At 69.2% G+C, this 15,861-nt stretch carries 14 protein-coding genes; 11 read left to right on the top strand and 3 right to left on the bottom strand.

Annotation, left to right across the window (positions count from 1 at the left end):
• The first annotated feature begins 140 nt into the window (after positions 1 to 140).
• The 4 genes from AC6CR5_RS07770 (at position 141) to AC6CR5_RS07755 (ending at position 6,417) form a co-directional block, all read left to right on the top strand.
• Entirely contained in the window at positions 141 to 1,349 is a 1,209-nt protein-coding gene (locus AC6CR5_RS07770; protein ID WP_172999480.1) for a hypothetical protein, read from the top strand.
• 146 nt (positions 1,350 to 1,495) lie between these two features.
• Positions 1,496 to 2,059, top strand: coding sequence for a hypothetical protein (locus tag AC6CR5_RS07765; RefSeq protein WP_020928140.1), 564 nt, complete (start codon positions 1,496 to 1,498; stop codon positions 2,057 to 2,059).
• A gap of 91 nt (positions 2,060 to 2,150) precedes the next feature.
• On the top strand, positions 2,151 to 4,820 hold the full coding sequence (locus tag AC6CR5_RS07760) for a cation-translocating P-type ATPase (RefSeq protein WP_150100596.1): 2,670 nt from the start codon (positions 2,151 to 2,153) through the stop codon (positions 4,818 to 4,820).
• Between the two features lie 37 nt (positions 4,821 to 4,857).
• Complete coding sequence (locus AC6CR5_RS07755) at positions 4,858 to 6,417, top strand: bifunctional aminoglycoside phosphotransferase/ATP-binding protein (protein ID WP_172999479.1); 1,560 nt, start codon at positions 4,858 to 4,860, stop codon at positions 6,415 to 6,417.
• 11 nt (positions 6,418 to 6,428) lie between these two features.
• Here AC6CR5_RS07755 and AC6CR5_RS07750 read toward each other — a convergent pair whose 3' ends face one another.
• Positions 6,429 to 7,367, bottom strand: coding sequence for an AraC family transcriptional regulator (locus AC6CR5_RS07750; RefSeq protein ID WP_006387111.1), 939 nt, complete (start codon positions 7,365 to 7,367; stop codon positions 6,429 to 6,431).
• A 168-nt stretch (positions 7,368 to 7,535) separates the two neighbouring features.
• Here AC6CR5_RS07750 and AC6CR5_RS07745 point away from each other — a divergent pair, with 168 nt between their 5' ends.
• Positions 7,536 to 8,399: an SDR family oxidoreductase gene (locus AC6CR5_RS07745; protein WP_026382894.1), complete on the top strand. Its 864-nt coding sequence runs from the start codon at positions 7,536 to 7,538 to the stop codon at positions 8,397 to 8,399.
• A 36-nt stretch (positions 8,400 to 8,435) separates the two neighbouring features.
• On the opposite strand, the gene AC6CR5_RS07740 is transcribed toward AC6CR5_RS07745, so the two are convergent.
• A complete protein-coding gene (locus AC6CR5_RS07740; RefSeq protein ID WP_058664666.1) occupies positions 8,436 to 8,867 on the bottom strand; it encodes an RrF2 family transcriptional regulator in 432 nt (143 codons plus the stop codon).
• Positions 8,868 to 8,950: 83 nt separating this feature from the next.
• On the opposite strand from AC6CR5_RS07740, the gene AC6CR5_RS07735 reads away from it, so the two are divergent.
• Positions 8,951 to 9,925, top strand: a complete 975-nt coding sequence (locus AC6CR5_RS07735) for an alpha/beta fold hydrolase (protein WP_498085445.1) — start codon at positions 8,951 to 8,953, stop codon at positions 9,923 to 9,925.
• Positions 9,926 to 9,970: 45 nt separating this feature from the next.
• On the opposite strand, the gene AC6CR5_RS07730 is transcribed toward AC6CR5_RS07735, so the two are convergent.
• On the bottom strand, positions 9,971 to 10,804 hold the full coding sequence (locus AC6CR5_RS07730; RefSeq protein WP_024069186.1) for an AraC family transcriptional regulator: 834 nt from the start codon (positions 10,802 to 10,804) through the stop codon (positions 9,971 to 9,973).
• Between the two features lie 144 nt (positions 10,805 to 10,948).
• Here AC6CR5_RS07730 and AC6CR5_RS07725 point away from each other — a divergent pair, with 144 nt between their 5' ends.
• The 5 genes from AC6CR5_RS07725 to AC6CR5_RS07705 all read left to right on the top strand — a co-directional run bounded on the left by AC6CR5_RS07725 (position 10,949) and on the right by AC6CR5_RS07705 (position 15,810).
• The gene (locus tag AC6CR5_RS07725; RefSeq protein WP_498085444.1) at positions 10,949 to 11,653 is read left to right on the top strand and encodes an O-methyltransferase; all 705 of its coding nucleotides are present in this window, start codon (positions 10,949 to 10,951) and stop codon (positions 11,651 to 11,653) included.
• A 5-nt stretch (positions 11,654 to 11,658) separates the two neighbouring features.
• Positions 11,659 to 12,384 carry a siderophore-interacting protein gene (locus tag AC6CR5_RS07720; RefSeq protein ID WP_187378336.1) on the top strand — a complete coding sequence of 242 codons (726 nt, stop codon included), beginning with the start codon at positions 11,659 to 11,661 and terminating at the stop codon, positions 12,382 to 12,384.
• A 164-nt stretch (positions 12,385 to 12,548) separates the two neighbouring features.
• Positions 12,549 to 13,064, top strand: a complete 516-nt coding sequence (locus tag AC6CR5_RS07715; protein ID WP_006387115.1) for a PaaI family thioesterase — start codon at positions 12,549 to 12,551, stop codon at positions 13,062 to 13,064.
• Positions 13,065 to 13,200: 136 nt separating this feature from the next.
• Entirely contained in the window at positions 13,201 to 14,541 is a 1,341-nt protein-coding gene (locus AC6CR5_RS07710; RefSeq protein ID WP_498085443.1) for an ATP-binding protein, read from the top strand.
• A 501-nt stretch (positions 14,542 to 15,042) separates the two neighbouring features.
• Positions 15,043 to 15,810, top strand: a complete 768-nt coding sequence (locus AC6CR5_RS07705; protein WP_049050881.1) for a DUF4198 domain-containing protein — start codon at positions 15,043 to 15,045, stop codon at positions 15,808 to 15,810.
• Positions 15,811 to 15,861: the final 51 nt, after the last annotated feature.

Below are 15,861 nucleotides of genomic sequence, written 5' to 3'. Positions count from 1 at the left end.
CCCTGCGGCCGGGGCCGCGTGAGTTGTCCTTCCACATCAAAGACCAGCCCCCCATGACGTTATGACGGCGCGTTGCGCGAGCCGTGCGACGAGGCTGCGTCCGTTGCCCCACCTTCGTTGACCACCAAGAGGAGTGCAGTGTGTCCCAACCGATCGATGTGTCCGGCCAACCCGCGGGTTCGGTGACGGGGGATGGCCGCTACCTGCTGGGCCTGACCGGGCCGGGCAGTCACGTGCTCGTCAGGGAGCCCGGGCGCGGCAACCTGATCATCGGGCCGGCCGGCATGGGCGCGAAGGCGGATCTGCATGTGGCGCCCCGCGAGGCGATCCACTGGCCGGCGTTCGAGCCGTTCGCCACGCCCGCCGGCTCGCCCTGGCCGCGCCATATCGATTACCACGGCAACGACAGCGGTTTTGTGGGCTGGTCGGCGCAACGCGCGATCGAGCAGTTCACCTGGGCCCCGGCGTTTGCCGATGCGCGCCGGATCGACGCGCGCCCGGCCAGGATCCAGATGCTCCAGATCCGCCTGGCGGCGGTATCGGGCCACCTGGACATCGTGTTGCCCAGGGACACGCGCCTGGGCCTGCATGGCGATCTGGCGCGGATTACCGTGTCGGGCGCGCTGCCGGACCTGCTGTCGCTGCATCCCGCGTTGGGGCGGCGGCCCGGCCTGGCGCCGTATGCCTTGCCCGACCTGGGCGCGCTGCAGGGCGTGTCGACCCTGGCGCTGTATGGCGAGCCGGTGGCGCAGGCGATTTCGCTGCGGGGGATCGAGCGCTTTGCCGCGCTGGAGCATCTTTCACTATGGGGCGCTTTTGCCGATTGGGACGCGCTGGCCCGGCTGCCCGGCCTGAAGAGCCTGGAGATCCGCCATACTCCCGACCTGGAAGGCCTGCCGGCGCTGGCCACCTGGCCGTCGCTGGAACGGTTCATCGGCTTCAACATCGATGACACCGGGGGCAAGCGGCTGAAGGCGCAGATGAAGGCGCGGGAGAAGCTGCGGCCGTGGGCCGGCTATAGCTCGGTCAGCAAGCTGCGCAAGCCGGATTGGTGGCAAAGCGAGTATGGCCGACCTTTTTCCGCCTGGAGCGGCCGCATGGCGAAGTCAGCCAATACCGCGTACGACGCCGCCCGCCAGGCGCTTGAAGGGGCGGCCACGGTCGATGCGGCGCGGGCCGCCATCGAGGTTTTCGCGCGCCATTTCAACGACATGAAGGGCATCGAGACCGCCGAGCGCGAGGACATCGGCGAAGCCGTGTGGCAGTTCAGCCAGATCGAGCGCGTGGGCGTGCTGGGCGTGTCCGGCGCCCAGGCGCAGGCCTGGTTCGACGCTGTCCGGGATTATTGAGAGGGCGGCAGCGCGCGGGCTGCCGTGGCGCGGACTTGCGTTTGGTCAAGGTCGAGCGCCCTGCGAGTTGTAGAGTGGTTCTGGCGTCGCGCCGCTGCACGGGGCGCACGCCTCGATCCACCCTTGTTCTACCGGGAGCGCTCGCCATGGGAAAAAACGCTATCGCCGCGGCGCTGGCCGCCATCACTCTGTGCGCTGGCCCCGCGTTGGCACAACCGCCCAAGCCCGCGCCAGTCACGCCTGCCGCGGCGCCCGACAAGCCCGACAACGTCGCCGAATTCGACAGGCGGATGAACGCCGTCGAAGACAATCTGCGCAAGATGCACGAGCAGATGGACGCGCTGCGCCGCACTCAGGATCCCGAGGTCCGGCAACGGCTGTTGCAGGAGCATGGCGACACCATGCAGGCCAGCATGGCCTTGATGCAGGCAATGCGCGGCATGGATGGCCAGGGCTGCTGCCTCGGTCAGCCGCGGGCGGGCGGCCCGATGATGGGAGGTCCGATGATGGGCAACGGCGCGCGGCCGGGGCCGCCACCCGACCGGGGCCAGATGCGGCGCTTCTACTCCGGCATGACGGAGCGCCAGCTCAAAGAGCACCAGTACATGATGGACCAGTACATGGGCATGCAGCAATCGTTGATGCAGCAGATGATGTGGCACCAGCTGATGCAGCGCGGCCCGGCGGCCGCGCCGCCGGCCGCGCGGTGATGGGCCGGCCGCTCGGCGTCGACACCGGCGCGCGCCCGCGTTGGCGACCGGGGCGACGCGGCTCGGGCGGGCCATCGACGTCGAGGGGCGCATGGATCGTTCGACAAGCGTCGTGAGGAGCGGGCGGGACTGCCCTTCGTCCCCGTTCCCGGACGATCCGGGCGGCGCGGGACTGACGACGGCCGAGGCCCGGCGGCGTTTCGCGCACTATGGCCCGAATGCGCTACCCGGTGTGCCAACGCCGAGTCTCATGCGGGTGTTCCTGCGGCAGTTTCGCAGCCCGCTCATCTACATATTGCTCGCGGCGGCGCTGACGGCGGCGGCGCTGGGTGATCTCAGCGACGCCGGGTTCATCGCCGTGGTGCTGCTGGCGAATGGCCTGATCGGCACCTTGCAGGAGCATTCCGCCAACCAGGCTTCGGCGGCCTTGCGCAGACTGGAGGAGCCTCGCGCTGTCGTGATCCGCGATGACCTCCGGCAGGAAATTGCCGCGCGAGACCTGGTGCCCGGCGACGTGGTGTTGGTGGAGGCCGGGTCTCGTGTGCCCGCGGACCTGTCCTTGACGCGCGCGACGGACTTGCAGTGCGATGAATCGCTGTTGACGGGCGAATCGCTGCCGGTACGCAAACGGCCGCCGCCGGATCTGCGCGCGGAGCCGGCACGAGAGGATGCCGCCCGGCTGTTCGCCGGGACCCTGGTGACCCGTGGCCGAGCGCGCGGAACGGTCATCGCAACGGGCGTGGCGACCGAGCTTGGCGCGATCGCGGATCAGTTGCGGGGCAAGACCGTCACCCGGCCGCCGCTGGTCATCCGGATGGAGCGGTTTTCCGGACGCATCGCCCTGGCGGTGGTCGGCGCGGTGGCCTTGCTGGCGCTGGCCGGCGCGCTGCGGGGGATGGCGCCGGGCCAGTTGTTCATGATGGCGGTGGGGCTGGCGGTGAGTGCGATTCCGGAAGGATTGCCGGTGGCGATATCCGTGACACTGGCCATCGGCATGCGCCGTATGGCGCGCGCCCATGTCATCGTCCGCCGCATGCCTGCCGTGGAAGCGCTCGGGTCGTGCACCGTGATCGCGACGGACAAGACCGGCACATTGACACGCAATGAACTGGTGGTGACGACCCTCGCGCTTGCCGACGGCGCGACGCTGGCCTGCGATGGCGATCCGCCCAGTGCCGCGGCGCAGCCCGACCGTGCAAGCATCGAGGCGCTGCTGGAAGCCGCAGTCCTGCCCAACGAGGCGCGGTTGGTTGCGGTGCATGGGAAATGGCAGGGCAGCGGCGACGGCGTGGATGTCGCGTTGCTGCGTTTGGCGCGCGCGCTGGGGGGCGCGGACGACAGCCTGTCACAGGCCTATCCCCGGGTTGCGCGCGTGCCGTACGAGCCCGAGCGGGCTTATGCGGCGTCGTTTCACGAACACCACGGGGGGATTCATGTCTTTGTGAAGGGGGCGGCGGAAACGCTGCTGGGGATGTGCTCGCACAGTCTTGGTCGGCAGGGAGTGGGCGCGTTGGATCGCGATGCCCTGCTGCGCATGAAGAACGAGCTGGCGGCGCAGGGCCTGCGTGTCCTGGCGTTTGCGCGCGGTACCATCGCCCGGCGAAGTGATGGCCGGTATGACGACGCCTCGCTGTCGGGGTTGACGTTCCTGGGGTTCGCAGGCATGAAGGACCCGCTGCGCGTGGAGGTGCCTGCGGCCATCCGGCAATGCTATCAGGCCGGAATCGAGGTGTGTGTGCTGACCGGCGACGATCCGGTCACCGCGACGGCGATCGCGCGCCAGGCGGGGATGGTGTTCACGCCGCAGCAGGTGGTGACCGGGGACCTGGTGCGCCAGGCCGAGGCCGGCGGGCTGGACGAACTGGACCGGCTGGTCCGCGTGGCCCGGGTCTATGCCCGGGTGAAGCCGGCACAGAAGCTGGCGATCGTGTTGGCGCTGGGTCGCCTGGGGCACTTCGTGGCGGTAACGGGAGACGGCGTCAACGACGCGCCGGCGCTCAAGCACGCGCATGTCGGGGTGGCCATGGGCGGCAAGGGCACCGAACTGGCCAAGGAAAACGCCGACATCATCCTCACCGATGACAATTTCGCTTCGATAGTCCGGGGTATCCAGGAAGGCAGGATCGCCTACGGCAACATCCGCAAGGTGGTCATCATGCTGGTTTCCACGGGGGCGGCGGAGGTGGCGCTGTTCCTGTTGGCGATTCCGCTGGGGTTGCCCATGCCGCTGTTGCCGACCCAGCTATTGTGGTTGAACCTGGTGACCAATGGCATCCAGGATGTGGCGCTGGCGGCCGAGCGCGGCGACGGCGACGAACTCTCGCGGCCGCCGCGCAAGCCGGCCGAACCGATCTTCGACCGGGCATTGATGCGCAAGGTCTGGTGCGCCGTCGCGGTCATGGGCGGCGGCGGGTTCGTGACGTTCCATTGGTTGCTGGCGCAGGGCTATACCGAGCAGCATGCCCGCAATCTGCTGCTGTTGTTGTTCGTGCTGTTCGAGAACTTCCAGGTGCTGAACAGCCGTTCCGAGCGCGGCTCGCTGTTTCGCCCGGGGTTCTGGTCCAATCCGCTGCTGTTGACCGGCATCGCGGCGGCCCAGGGCCTGCATATCGCGGCGATGTACATGCCCGGACTCAGCGGCATCTTGCAGGTGGGACCCGTGTCGTGGGCCGAGTGGATGGTCTTGCTGGCGCTGGCGTCGGTAGCGGTGTGGGCGGCCGAGTTGGAGAAGTGGTGGGCCCGCCGGCCACGCACAGGATAATGGCGATGCAAGGCCGCTTTCGATGACAGGAGAACGCATGACGGTTGACCCGCAGTCCGCCACGCTGGCGTTCCTGACCTCCCCGCGCGTGCAAGGCGTGCCGGCCGCCGAGATCGCCACGGTGCGCACGCATCTGTCGATCATCGTGCTGGCGGGCGCGCGTGCATGCAAGCTCAAGCGCGCGGTCCGCTTGCCCTACGTCGATCTCTCCACCCCGGCCTTGCGCCTGCAGGCCTGCGAGCGCGAACTGGCGCTGAACCGCCGCACCGCGCCCGCGTTGTACCTGGGGGTCCGGCGCATCACCCGCCAGGACGATGGACAGCTGTCGTTCGACGGACCGGGCGAGCTGGTCGATGCGGTGGTGCAGATGCGGCGCTTTGCCGACGATGCGTTGCTGGAAACGCGGGTGACGCGCGATGGGCTGTCGGTGGCGCTGGCAGACCGCCTGGCGGGCGTGATCGCCGATTTCCATGACCGCGCCGAGATCGCGCCGCAGGTGGATATGCCGGCGCGGTTGATGGGCGTGATCGACGCCAATGCGCAGATCTTCGCCGCGCTGCCGTCGTTGCCCGCGGATAAGACGGCAAGCCTGGATGCGGCGTTGCGGCGCGAGCTGGCGCGTCATGCGCCGCTGTTGCGGGCGCGCGCAAGGGCCGGCAAGGTGCGGCGATGCCACGGCGACCTGCATCTGGCCAACATCTGCCTGATCGACGGCGAGCCGACGCTGTTCGACTGCCTGGAGTTCGACGTGTCGCTGTCCACCATCGACGTGCTCTATGACCTGGCTTTTCTGCTCATGGACCTGTGGAGCCGGGGGCTGGCGCCGCAGGCCAACCAGGTGCTCAACCGCTACCTGGACCGGCGCGGCGACGACGATGGTCTGCCGCTGATGCCGGCGTTCATGGGGCTGCGCGCGGCAATTCGCGCCCACGTCGTTGCCACCCAGGCGGCCGCGGCGGCGGGGCCGGAGCGTGCCCGCCTGCAGGCGCAGGCCCTGCGCTACCTGGACACCGGGCTGGCCTGCCTGGAGCCGCGCGCGGCGTGGCTCGTTGCGGTGGGCGGCCTGAGCGGTTCCGGCAAATCGGTGCTGGCCGCGGCGATCGCGCCCGCGATCGGGGCCCCGCCGGGCGCGCGCGTGTTGTCCAGCGACCGCATCCGCAAGGCCTGGCATGGGGTGGGCGCGCAAGCGCCGCTGCCGGCGCGGGCTTACCGCCCGGAGGTATCCGAACAGGTCTATGCGGCGCAGGCCCAGCGCGCGCACGCGCTGTTGGCCGCGGGGTGCTGCGTGATTGCCGATGCCGTGTTCGAGCGGCCGGCCGACCGCGAGCGCATCGCGCAGGCCGCCGCGCGCGCGCGGGTGGAATTTGCCGGCTTTTGGCTGCAAGCGCCGCCCGCGACCTTGGTGGCGCGCGTCAAGGCCCGCGAGAACGACCCCTCCGACGCCGACGAGGCCGTCGTACGGCGGCAATTGGCGCGCTCGCCAGCGACATCGCCCTGGTTGGCGGTGGACGCCGGCGGAGCGGCGCAGGCGACGGCGCGATATGTCCTGGCGCGGCTGGCTGCCGACGGCGCGGACCGTGGCGCGGCGGCGCCGTGATCGTGCCGTCGTCAGTGCGTCGCCGCCACGCCTTCCAGTTGCGCCGCGGGCAATAGCGCGAACATCGCCTTCATCTGGCGCGCTTCCTCGCCCGGGCTGCGGCCGAACAGGCGCTTGAATTCGCGGTTGAACTGCGACGCGCTTTCGTAGCCCACGCGCGTCGAGGCCGCGGCGGCGGTGAGGTTGTCGCGGATCATCAGCAGGCGCGCCTGGTGCAGCCGGATGGACTTGATGTACTGGATGGGCGAGGTGCCGGCGATGGTCTTGAAGTGCGCGTGGAAGGCGGGCGCGCTCAGGCCGGCCTCGCGCGCCAGGGTCGCCACTTCCATGGGCTGGCTGTAGTCATCGTGGATGCGGCGCAGCGCGCGCGAGATGCGGCCGAAGTTGCCCTGGCTGGCCAGCGCGGCGCGGATTGCGCCGCCTTGTTCGCCCACCAGCACGCGAAAGCACAGCTCCCGCACGATTGCCGGCCCGAGCACCCTGGCTTCGAGCGGCGAGGCCAGCGCCCGCAGCAGTCGCAAGGTGGCATCGGCCAGCGTGGGATCGAGCGGGGTGGACGTGATGCCGGTGGGGGCGGGCGCGGCCGGCCCGTCGTGGCCGTCAAGCGACAGCACCAGGTCGGCCAGGGTGGTCGGATCGAGCCGCAACTGGATCGCCAGCAGGGGTTCCTCGGGCGTGGCGTCGGTCTCGGTGGAGAAGGGCAGCGGCACGGACAGCACCAGGTAATGCTGCGCGTCGTAACGATAGACCTTGTCGGCCAGGTAGCCGCGCTTGCTGCCCTGGCACACGATGACGATGCTGGGTTCGTACAGCACCGGCGTGCGGCCGAGCGGCTGGTTGGCGCGCATGAAGCGCACGCCGTCCAGGCGCGACAGGGTGTAGCCCTCGTGCGGGGCGAGCCGGTCGAGCAGGGCGGTCATCTGGTCATGGAGGGCTTGCGGTGCCGTCATTGCGCTATCGCTTGGGTAAGAGTCTTAGGCATCATTTTGCTCCTGATTCGTCAAAGAATATGGCGTTCGAGTAGGAATAGGCAATGATCCAATAGCGCTGTGCCTATCCGGCCCGCCCGCCCGCGCCTAGCATCTGTCCTGTCATCCGACCAAACCGGGAGTACAGGAATGCAAGACACTCAACGCAACACTCAGCGCAATCAAACGTGGTTCATCACCGGCGCCGCGCGCGGCATCGGGCTTTCCCTGGCGCGCCAATTGCTGGCGCGCGGCGACAACGTGGCGGCCACGTCGCGCACGCTGGCCAGCCTGCGCCAGGCGCTGGGCCAGGACAATCCGCGCCTGCTGGCGCTGGAGGTCGACCTGGTGTCCGAGGCCAGTGTCCAGGCCGCGATCGAGCGCGCCATCGCCACGTTCGGCCGCATCGACTGCGTGGTCAACAACGCCGGCTATGGCCAGCAGGGCACGCTCGAGGCGCTGGACGACGACGAGGTGCGGCGCAATGTCGAAGTGAATCTGTTCGCGCCCTTGCACGTGCTGCGCCACGCGCTGCCGCAACTGCGCAAACAGCGCGGCGGGCATGTCTTCAACGTCGCGTCCATCGCCGGATTCCAGGGCGGCTATGCGGGCTGGGGCAGCTACGTGGCGACCAAGTTCGCGCTGGCCGGCCTGACCGAAACCCTGGCCGCCGAGGGCGCGGAGGTGGGTATCAAGGCCACCGTGGTGTACCCGGGACCGGTGCGCACGGACTTCCTGAACGACAACAGCCTGGTCATCGCCCGGCGCAGCATCGCCGACTACACCGCGGCCCAGGCATCGCTGGACCTGCATCGGGACGGCATGAACGGCAAGCAGGCGGGCGACCCGGAACGGCTGGCCGCGCTGATCTTGCGGGTGGCCGGCATGGCCGAGCCGCCGTTGCATCTGTTTGTGGGCAGGATCGCCCACGATTTCGCGCAGCAGAAGCTGGCGCAGGTGCGCAGGGATATCGAGGCGTGGCGCGAGGCGGGCGAGGCGACGGACTTCGCGTGACCCCGCGTCAAGGGCGCGGCGGCGTCATCGCCGGCTTCATTTGGGGCGCGCGCCCGACGCCAGGACTTCGTCGGCAATCTCCGACAGCGGCATTTCCCTGAACGCCTGCAGCAAGGCCAGCTCCGCGGACGCCAGCGCGGCGCGAAGACGCCGGTTCACCGCCGCTTCCACGGGGCACGCCGCATTGTCCTGCGCCGGCCCCACGGCGAACAGCGTGGCGTGCGCGATGGCGTCGCATACATCGCCGACGGTCAGACGATCCAGTTCGCAGGCCAGCGTCCAGCCGCCGCCCGGACCGCCGGTGGAGGTGACGAAGCCGGCATCGCGCAACACACTCATCGTGCGGCGCGCGAAGACGGGGTTGGTGTGCAGCATCTGGCCGATGGTCTGCGACGTGGTGGCGCCGCCGCGCAAATGCATGTGGACCAGGACGTGCAGCAGGCGCGCCAGGCGGGTGTCTCGTTGCATGGAACCCCAGTTTGAAAATGTGAAACTTTTGATGTTACTCTTTTGGCCAGAGATTGTGTAATCCCTTGCCATCGAGAGCCCGCATGCTTGAACCCCGCCAACGTTTTATCGAGACCAATGGCATCCGCCTTCACGTGGTGGAGCAGGGCGCCGGCCCCTTGGTGATCCTGTGCCACGGTTTTCCCGAGACCGCGCATGCGTGGCGGCACCAGCTCGAAGCGCTGGCGCAGGCGGGCTATCGCGCCGTTGCGCCGGATTTGCGCGGCTATGGCGCCAGCGACTGCCCGGCTGACGCGGGGCAGTACGCGGCGCTGGACGTGATCGGCGATCTGGTCGGGTTGCTCGACGCCCTGGGGGAGCGGCAGGCCGTGCTGGTCGGCAACGACTGGGGCGCGTCGATCGCATGGCAGGCGGCGCAGGTCCGGCCCGACCGGTTCCGCGCGGTGGCGGCGCTGGGGGTGCCGATGATGGGACGCGCGCCCATGGCGCCCAGCCGGCTGTTTCCTCAGAACGAACAGGCGTGGTTCTACACGCACTATTTCTCGGCGCCGGGCGTGGCCGAAGCGGAGTTCGAGCGCGATATCCCGGCCACGTTGCGCAAGATCTACTTCTGCGCCTCCGGGGCGATGGGGCCGCGCGATGGTGGCACGCCCAATCCGTTCGGCATGGTGCCGCGGGGAGGCGGGCTGCTGGACTCGCTGACAGACCCGACGGCCTTGCCGCCCTGGCTCGGCGCGGCGGATCTGGAGCGATTTGTCCAGGCCTACACGCGGTCGGGGTTTCGGGGCGGCCTGAATTACTACCGCAACCTGGATGGCAACTGGCAAGCGCAAGCGGCCTTCGCGGGGTTGCGCATCGAGGTGCCGGCGCTGTATCTCGTCGGTGAATACGACACGGGTCTGGCGATTCCGGGAATGCGGCAGATCATCGACGCCATGCCCCTGCTGGCGCCGGACCTGCGTGGTTCGCAGGTGATTGCGCAGGCGGGGCACTGGCTGCAGCAGGAGGCGCCCGACGCCGTCAATGCGGCCCTGGTGGCATTCCTGCGGGCATTGTGACCTGACGGCCCCGGGGCGCGGGAACGCATTGCATCGCTTTTCGCTTCAGCCGGCCGGCCGCCGCTGCGCCATATACCTGCCCGGCGAGGTGCCCAGGGCCTTGCGGAACATCGTCACGAAGCCGCCAGCGCTTTCATAGCCAAGGTCGTCGGCCACCTGTTGCACCGACATGCCGGTGCTGAGCCATTTCACGGCCAGCATCAGGTGCAACTGCTGGCGCCAGCGGCCGAAGCTCATGCCGGTCTGCTGCATCAGCAGCCGTGCCAGCGTGCGTTCGCTCAGGCCGACGCGCCGCGCCCAGCCCTGCATGGTGCCGCGTTCGCGCGGCTCGGCCATGAGGGCGTCGACGATCTTGCGCAGGCGCCGGTCGGTGGGCATGGGCAGTTGCAGCGTGCCCAGGGGCGCGGCCGCCAGTTCGTCCAGCAGCAGGGTCACCAGATGCGCGGCGGGGCCGTCGTCCGGATACAGCAGGGGCAGGCTGGCCGAGCGGACCACCAGTTCGCGCAGCAGGGCCGTGGTGGTGACGGCGCAGCAGGCAGCGGGCAGCGCCGAGGCGGCGGCCGGTTCGATGAAGGCGACGTAGACCTCGATCGTGCCGGCCGCGGTGATCTTGTGCAGCAGGTCGCCCGGCACCCACAGGGCGCTCTGCGGCGGCACGATCCACAGGCTGCCGGCGATCTCGCAGGTCAGCACGCCGCGCAGCAACAGCAGCAGCTGGCCCTTGCGGTGGCGGTGGAAGTCCTTTTCGATCCGGTCCAGGCCGTGCTCGTCGAGGTCGGCCAGATCGATGCCGGCCGCGCCGACGGTCACGACCGGGCGCGGCACGAGGTCGGGGTCGAACCATTGGACGGGATCGACCAGGTTGGTCAGCACGGGCATGGCGGGGCGCCGGAGCCGAGGGCGCCGGCAGGTTGGCAGGATTATGGAATTTGATGGCGTAGTTTACCAATGCTGCCAGGTAAGAGGCTTCCTACCATGACGGTACGGTTGGCGCTGGGCCGCCGCACCCCAACAGGACGACTCATGAATGCACTCGATAGCGACCGCGTCGCGCAGACCCTGCGGCGCCTTTTCCAGGAGGCGGCCGAGGCCGACCGGGGCCTGATGGATCAGTTCGGCGCGAATCCGGACGAGGACGCCGGGCAGATGTACGCGCAAGCCATCGCCAGTACGCTGGCCGATGAGCGGCGCGACCTGCGCGCCGTGTATCGCGGCTATGCCGGCAATTTCCTCAACGTTTCGGCGGCCTATGGTCGCTTTCTCTACCAATGCGCGCGCAGTCGCCGCGCCACGCGCATCGTCGAGTTCGGCACCTCGATGGGCGTGTCGACGATCCATCTGGCCGCGGCGCTGCGCGACATGGGCGGCGGACAATTGATCGGCACCGAACTGGAGCCGGCCAAGGCGGAGCGGGCGCGGGCCAACCTGCTGGCGGCGGGGCTGACGGAAGGGGTCGAGATCCGCGTCGGCGATGCCCGCGAGACGCTGGCCGATGTCGGCGGCCCGATCGACCTGGTGTTGCTGGACGGCGCGATCAGCCTCTATCTGCCGGTGCTCAGGCTGCTCGAGCCGCGCTTGAAGCCGGGTACGCCGATCCTGGCCGAGAATGCGTGGGACCACGACAACGAGTACCTCGACTACGTGCGCGATCCGGCCAATGGATACGTGTCGCAACCGCTGGAGATCGACCCGGGCCGTGGCAACGAATTCACGGTGTATGCAGGATGACCGCCATGACCGATCCGAGGCCGGAGCCAGGCCGGGTCAGCCGCCTGCTGACCCGGCTATTCATGACGCGCGCGCGGGTGGCGCGGGCCGAGACGCCGGCGCTGGGCTTTCGCTTGATCACGCTGGAAAGCCCGGCGTTTCGTGAAGCGTCGTGGCGGCCGGGGCAGAAGGTGCAGATCGCGATGGGTTCGGCGTTCGTGGCCCGCACCTATTCGCCGATCGAATGGGATGCGGTGGCCGGGCGCACGCGGCTGCTGGTGTGCTGCCACGGCGGCGGACCGGGCAGCGCATGGGCGCGGCAGGTGACGCCGGGCGACGAATGCGACGTCTTCGGTCCGCGCGCCTCGCTCGATCCGGGCCGCGTGCAGGGACGTTGCGTGCTGCTTGGCGACGAGACTTCGCTTGGCCTGGCATACGCGATCAGCCGCCACTTTGCCGCCGACGCGCCGCATTGCCTGCTCGAAGTGGCGGCGCTGGCCGAGGCGCGGGCGGTGTCGAGACGGCTCGGGCTGGAGGCGGTCGAACTGTTCGAACGTTGCGGCGACGACGGGCAATTGGACGCGATCGCGCGCCGCCTGCCCGTGCTTGCCGGCGCCGACCGCGGCTACATCCTGACAGGCAGGGCGCCGTCGATCCAGCGGCTGCGCCGGACCTTGGCCGCGCAGGGCGTGCCGGGCGCGCGCATCATGGCCAAGGCCTATTGGGCGCCCGGCAAGCGCGGCCTGGACTGACTGGCGCGGCATGCCGGGCCCGCTCCGGGCGGGGGAAGGCGGCTGGCTGACACGGCGCCGGCGCGGGCCGGCACGTGGACGGTGTCGATGTCACTAGCGTTCAAGACGCCCGCGGACGCATGGCCAATACTCGATCTCCCATCAGGATCGAAGAGGCTTTTTCCATGATCGAGGTCATCCACGCCCATCCGGCGTCGCTTTCGCACGGGCGCCCGGCGCCGGCCGAGGCGCAGCCGGCCTTGCATCCGGACCGGATGCGGCTGCTTGCCCGGCAGTTCGCCGACGAGCCGGCCTATCGCCACGTCGGCCTGTGCCTGGAGGACCTGGCGCGCGGGCGCTGCCAGGCGTCGGCCAGGATCGTGCCCGCCCTGCTGCATCACCGCGGCGCGGTGCAGGGCGGCATCGTCGCCATGGTGGCGGATGCCACGGCGGGCTATGCGGCGCTGACGCTGATCGACGGCGGCGCCGGCCAGGAGGGCGACGATATGGCGACGCTGGAATTCAAGACTTCGTTCCTGCTGCCCGCCGCGGGCGATACGATCCGTTGCGTGGCGCAGGTGGTGTCGCACAGCAAGAGCATCGCGTTTTTCGACGCCCAGGTATACGTGGTGGAGCGCGGCGAAACCCGCCTGTGCGCCCAGGCCTCGCTGACCTTCAAGCGACTGCGCCCGCGCCGCTGAAGCGCGATGCAGGGCGGGCGGGGGCGCCGTCGGCCCCGGCGCTTTTTCACTTGTTTTCACATATCTCGTACAAAGCGCGGCGGAATGCCGCCGGTTTTGTGCGTAAGCTGCCGGTGCCCGCTCCCCGTCCAACGCCATGCTCAAATTCATCCTGCGTCTCTTTGTCGTGGCCGTCATCAGCCTGACGGCGGCTTTCCAGGTCGTCGACAAGGGACTCGTCACGCTGGTTTCGCCCAGGCTGGACGATCTGGCGGAACGCTCGATACGCGGCCAGGTGCATGCCCTGCACAAAGAGCTGGATCCAGTGGCGCCGCAGGCGCGCGAAGCCTTCCTGCGCGAGGAATTGCTGCCGCACTATGGCGCCGACCTGCGCCTGTTGCCCTGGGAGGCGGTGCGCCCGGACGAGCGCGAACGCCAGCAGATGGAGCAGGCCGGCTTCATCATGCGCGATGAATACAACACCTACCTGATCCCGCTGCCGGGCGCGCCGCGGCAATGGCTGGAACTGCGCCTGCCGGGCGACGGCATGCTGGACAAGCTGATGACGTGGGGCGCCTGGACCATGCTGACCCTGATCATGGCGACGGCGTTCCTGTTGCTGTGGGCGCTGCCGGTCTGGCGCGACCTGGACACCTTGCGCAATGCCGCGCTCGGCATGGGCCAGGGCGATCTCGGCAGGCGGGTGCGCCTGTCGCGGGTCTCGGGCATCCGCCACGTCGGCGAGAGTTTCAACCACATGGCCGAGCGCATTTCGGCGCTGATCGACAACCAGCGCAGCCTGACCAACGCGGTCTCGCACGAGTTGCGCACGCCGCTGGCGCGGCTGTCGTTCGAGCTCGACATCGTCGACCGCGGCAAGCTGCGTTCCCGCCACCGCCAGACTTTCCAGGACATGCGCGCCGACATCGCCGAGCTGGAAAGCATGGTGGGCGAACTGCTGATCTATGCGCGCCTGGAGCGGCCCAACGAAGAGGCCACCCAGCTGGACACGGTGGATGCGCGCGATTGGCTGGGCGAAGCGCTGGCCCAGATCGAGCACCAGGCCGAGGCGCGGCAGGTGCGTTGCAGCGTGCGCGATGGCCATCCGCCGCACGTGAGCCTGCACCCGCGCAACATGACGCGGGCGTTGTCGAACCTGGTGCAGAACGCCGTGCGCTATGCGCGCGAGCGGGTCGAGGTGGCGCTGTTGCCCACCTGTGACGGCGGATTCGAGTTGATCGTCGACGACGACGGCCCCGGCATCCCGCCCACGGACCGGGAGCGGGTATTCGAACCGTTCATCCGGCTGGACGAAAGCCGCGACCGGGGCACCGGCGGCGCCGGCCTGGGCCTGGCGATCGTGCAGCGCGTGGCGGCCAGCCACGGGGGCAGCATCCGTGTGTGCGACAGCCCGCTGGGCGGCGCCCGTTTCGTCCTGAGGTGGCCGGACACGGCGGGGGCGGGCGACACGGTGCGGACGCTGGCCTGCCACGCGTGAGCGAAGCCGGCTGCGGCGAACGAGGCGCCAGGCCTTCAAGCGCGGGCTGGCGCGGCCTGATGACGGTCGTGGACCGCTGACGCGCAGTCCGATTTTGCGACGCGCTTCCAGGGCGTCCCGCGCGGGTCAGGCGCGCCCCGCGCGCAGCCATCGTCCCAATGAAAACCGCGTGTCGTGGCCGCCCGCGCGAGCGGATCGGCGGTCGTTGCCCGTCCCCCGCGTGTTCTTGACATCGCCGGGTCGTTCCACATAATCAGGGCGATTCTCGTTGTTATTTGTGGATAGCCTTCGAATGCCAGAATTCATGGCCGCACGGGCGCGGACGTCTGCGGTGCAAGCGTCTTCGGCGCAGACATCTTCGGCGCAAACATCTTCGGCGCAAACATCTTCGGTGCCAACATCTTCGATCGTCCCGACGCCTCGGGCCAATTTGCGGGCAAGCCGCGGGCAGGCGGGAGGGGGGAGCTGTTCAACCCCGTTCCTCACTTTCCGGAGCTTTCCATGAAGAAGACCCTATCCCTGGCGATCGCGGCCCTGTGCCTGACCGCCACCGCGCAAGCCCATCAAGTCTGGATCGAGCAGCCCGGCGGCAAGTCCGCCATTGCGCGTTTCGGCGAGTTCGCCGAGAACCTGCGCGAGGCCTCGCCCGGCTACCTGGATGGCTTCGGCAAGATGTCGGCGAACCTGGTCTCGGCCAAGGGCGAATCGCCGTTGACGGTCACCAAGACCGCCGATGGCTTCGCGCTGTCGGGCAAGGCCAGCGGCAACGAGAGCCTGGTGCTGGAAAGCCCCATGGACACGCTGCGCAAGTTCAAGCATGGCGGTGAATCGATCAATGCCTGGTTCCACATGGGCGCGCGCTATGTCGCCAACCCGTCCGCCGCGGTGGCGCCCAAGCTGACGCTGGACATCGTGCCCACCGGCCAGGCCGGCGAATTCCAGGTGGTGCTGAAAGGCCAGCCCCTGCCCAAGGCCAAGCTGGTCGCGATGGTGGATTCCGGTTGGGAAAAGGCGGCCTACACCGATGCGCAAGGCAAGGCGCGCTTCGACCTGCCGTGGAAGGCGCAATACGTCCTGCGCGCCATGCATATCGACAAGACGCCGGGAGAACGGCAGGGCGCCAGCGGGCCCGAGCCTTACGATGCCATCGGCTACGTGGCGACCCTGACCTTCGTCAAGCCTGATGGCGTCACGCCGCTGCCGGCCGGCCCGGTCAGGCCACCCAACAAGTTGCCCGCGGCTGCCCCGGCATCCGCGGCCGCCAAGTAGGAGCGGCCGTCGGTCCGGCGCCGCCAGGCGCGGCCCGGACCGTATCGCGGC

This window comes from Achromobacter sp. EG18, from assembly GCF_059759395.1.
Note: the sequence above shows the minus strand (reverse complement) of the source record. Positions and strands in the feature narration are given on the sequence as shown.

Bases quoted from the DNA above. Each gene is read 5' to 3' on its own strand.
- AC6CR5_RS07765 (WP_020928140.1), top strand. From the start codon at position 1,496: ATGGGAAAAAACGCTATCGCCGCGGCGCTGGCCGCCATCACTCTGTGC.
- AC6CR5_RS07760 (WP_150100596.1), top strand. From the start codon at position 2,151: ATGGATCGTTCGACAAGCGTCGTGAGGAGCGGGCGGGACTGCCCTTCG.
- AC6CR5_RS07755 (WP_172999479.1), top strand. From the start codon at position 4,858: ATGACGGTTGACCCGCAGTCCGCCACGCTGGCGTTCCTGACCTCCCCG.
- AC6CR5_RS07750 (WP_006387111.1), bottom strand. From the start codon at position 7,367: ATGACGGCACCGCAAGCCCTCCATGACCAGATGACCGCCCTGCTCGAC.
- AC6CR5_RS07745 (WP_026382894.1), top strand. From the start codon at position 7,536: ATGCAAGACACTCAACGCAACACTCAGCGCAATCAAACGTGGTTCATC.
- AC6CR5_RS07740 (WP_058664666.1), bottom strand. From the start codon at position 8,867: ATGCAACGAGACACCCGCCTGGCGCGCCTGCTGCACGTCCTGGTCCAC.
- AC6CR5_RS07735 (WP_498085445.1), top strand. From the start codon at position 8,951: ATGCTTGAACCCCGCCAACGTTTTATCGAGACCAATGGCATCCGCCTT.
- AC6CR5_RS07730 (WP_024069186.1), bottom strand. From the start codon at position 10,804: ATGCCCGTGCTGACCAACCTGGTCGATCCCGTCCAATGGTTCGACCCC.
- AC6CR5_RS07725 (WP_498085444.1), top strand. From the start codon at position 10,949: ATGAATGCACTCGATAGCGACCGCGTCGCGCAGACCCTGCGGCGCCTT.
- AC6CR5_RS07720 (WP_187378336.1), top strand. From the start codon at position 11,659: ATGACCGATCCGAGGCCGGAGCCAGGCCGGGTCAGCCGCCTGCTGACC.
- AC6CR5_RS07715 (WP_006387115.1), top strand. From the start codon at position 12,549: ATGATCGAGGTCATCCACGCCCATCCGGCGTCGCTTTCGCACGGGCGC.
- AC6CR5_RS07710 (WP_498085443.1), top strand. From the start codon at position 13,201: ATGCTCAAATTCATCCTGCGTCTCTTTGTCGTGGCCGTCATCAGCCTG.
- AC6CR5_RS07705 (WP_049050881.1), top strand. From the start codon at position 15,043: ATGAAGAAGACCCTATCCCTGGCGATCGCGGCCCTGTGCCTGACCGCC.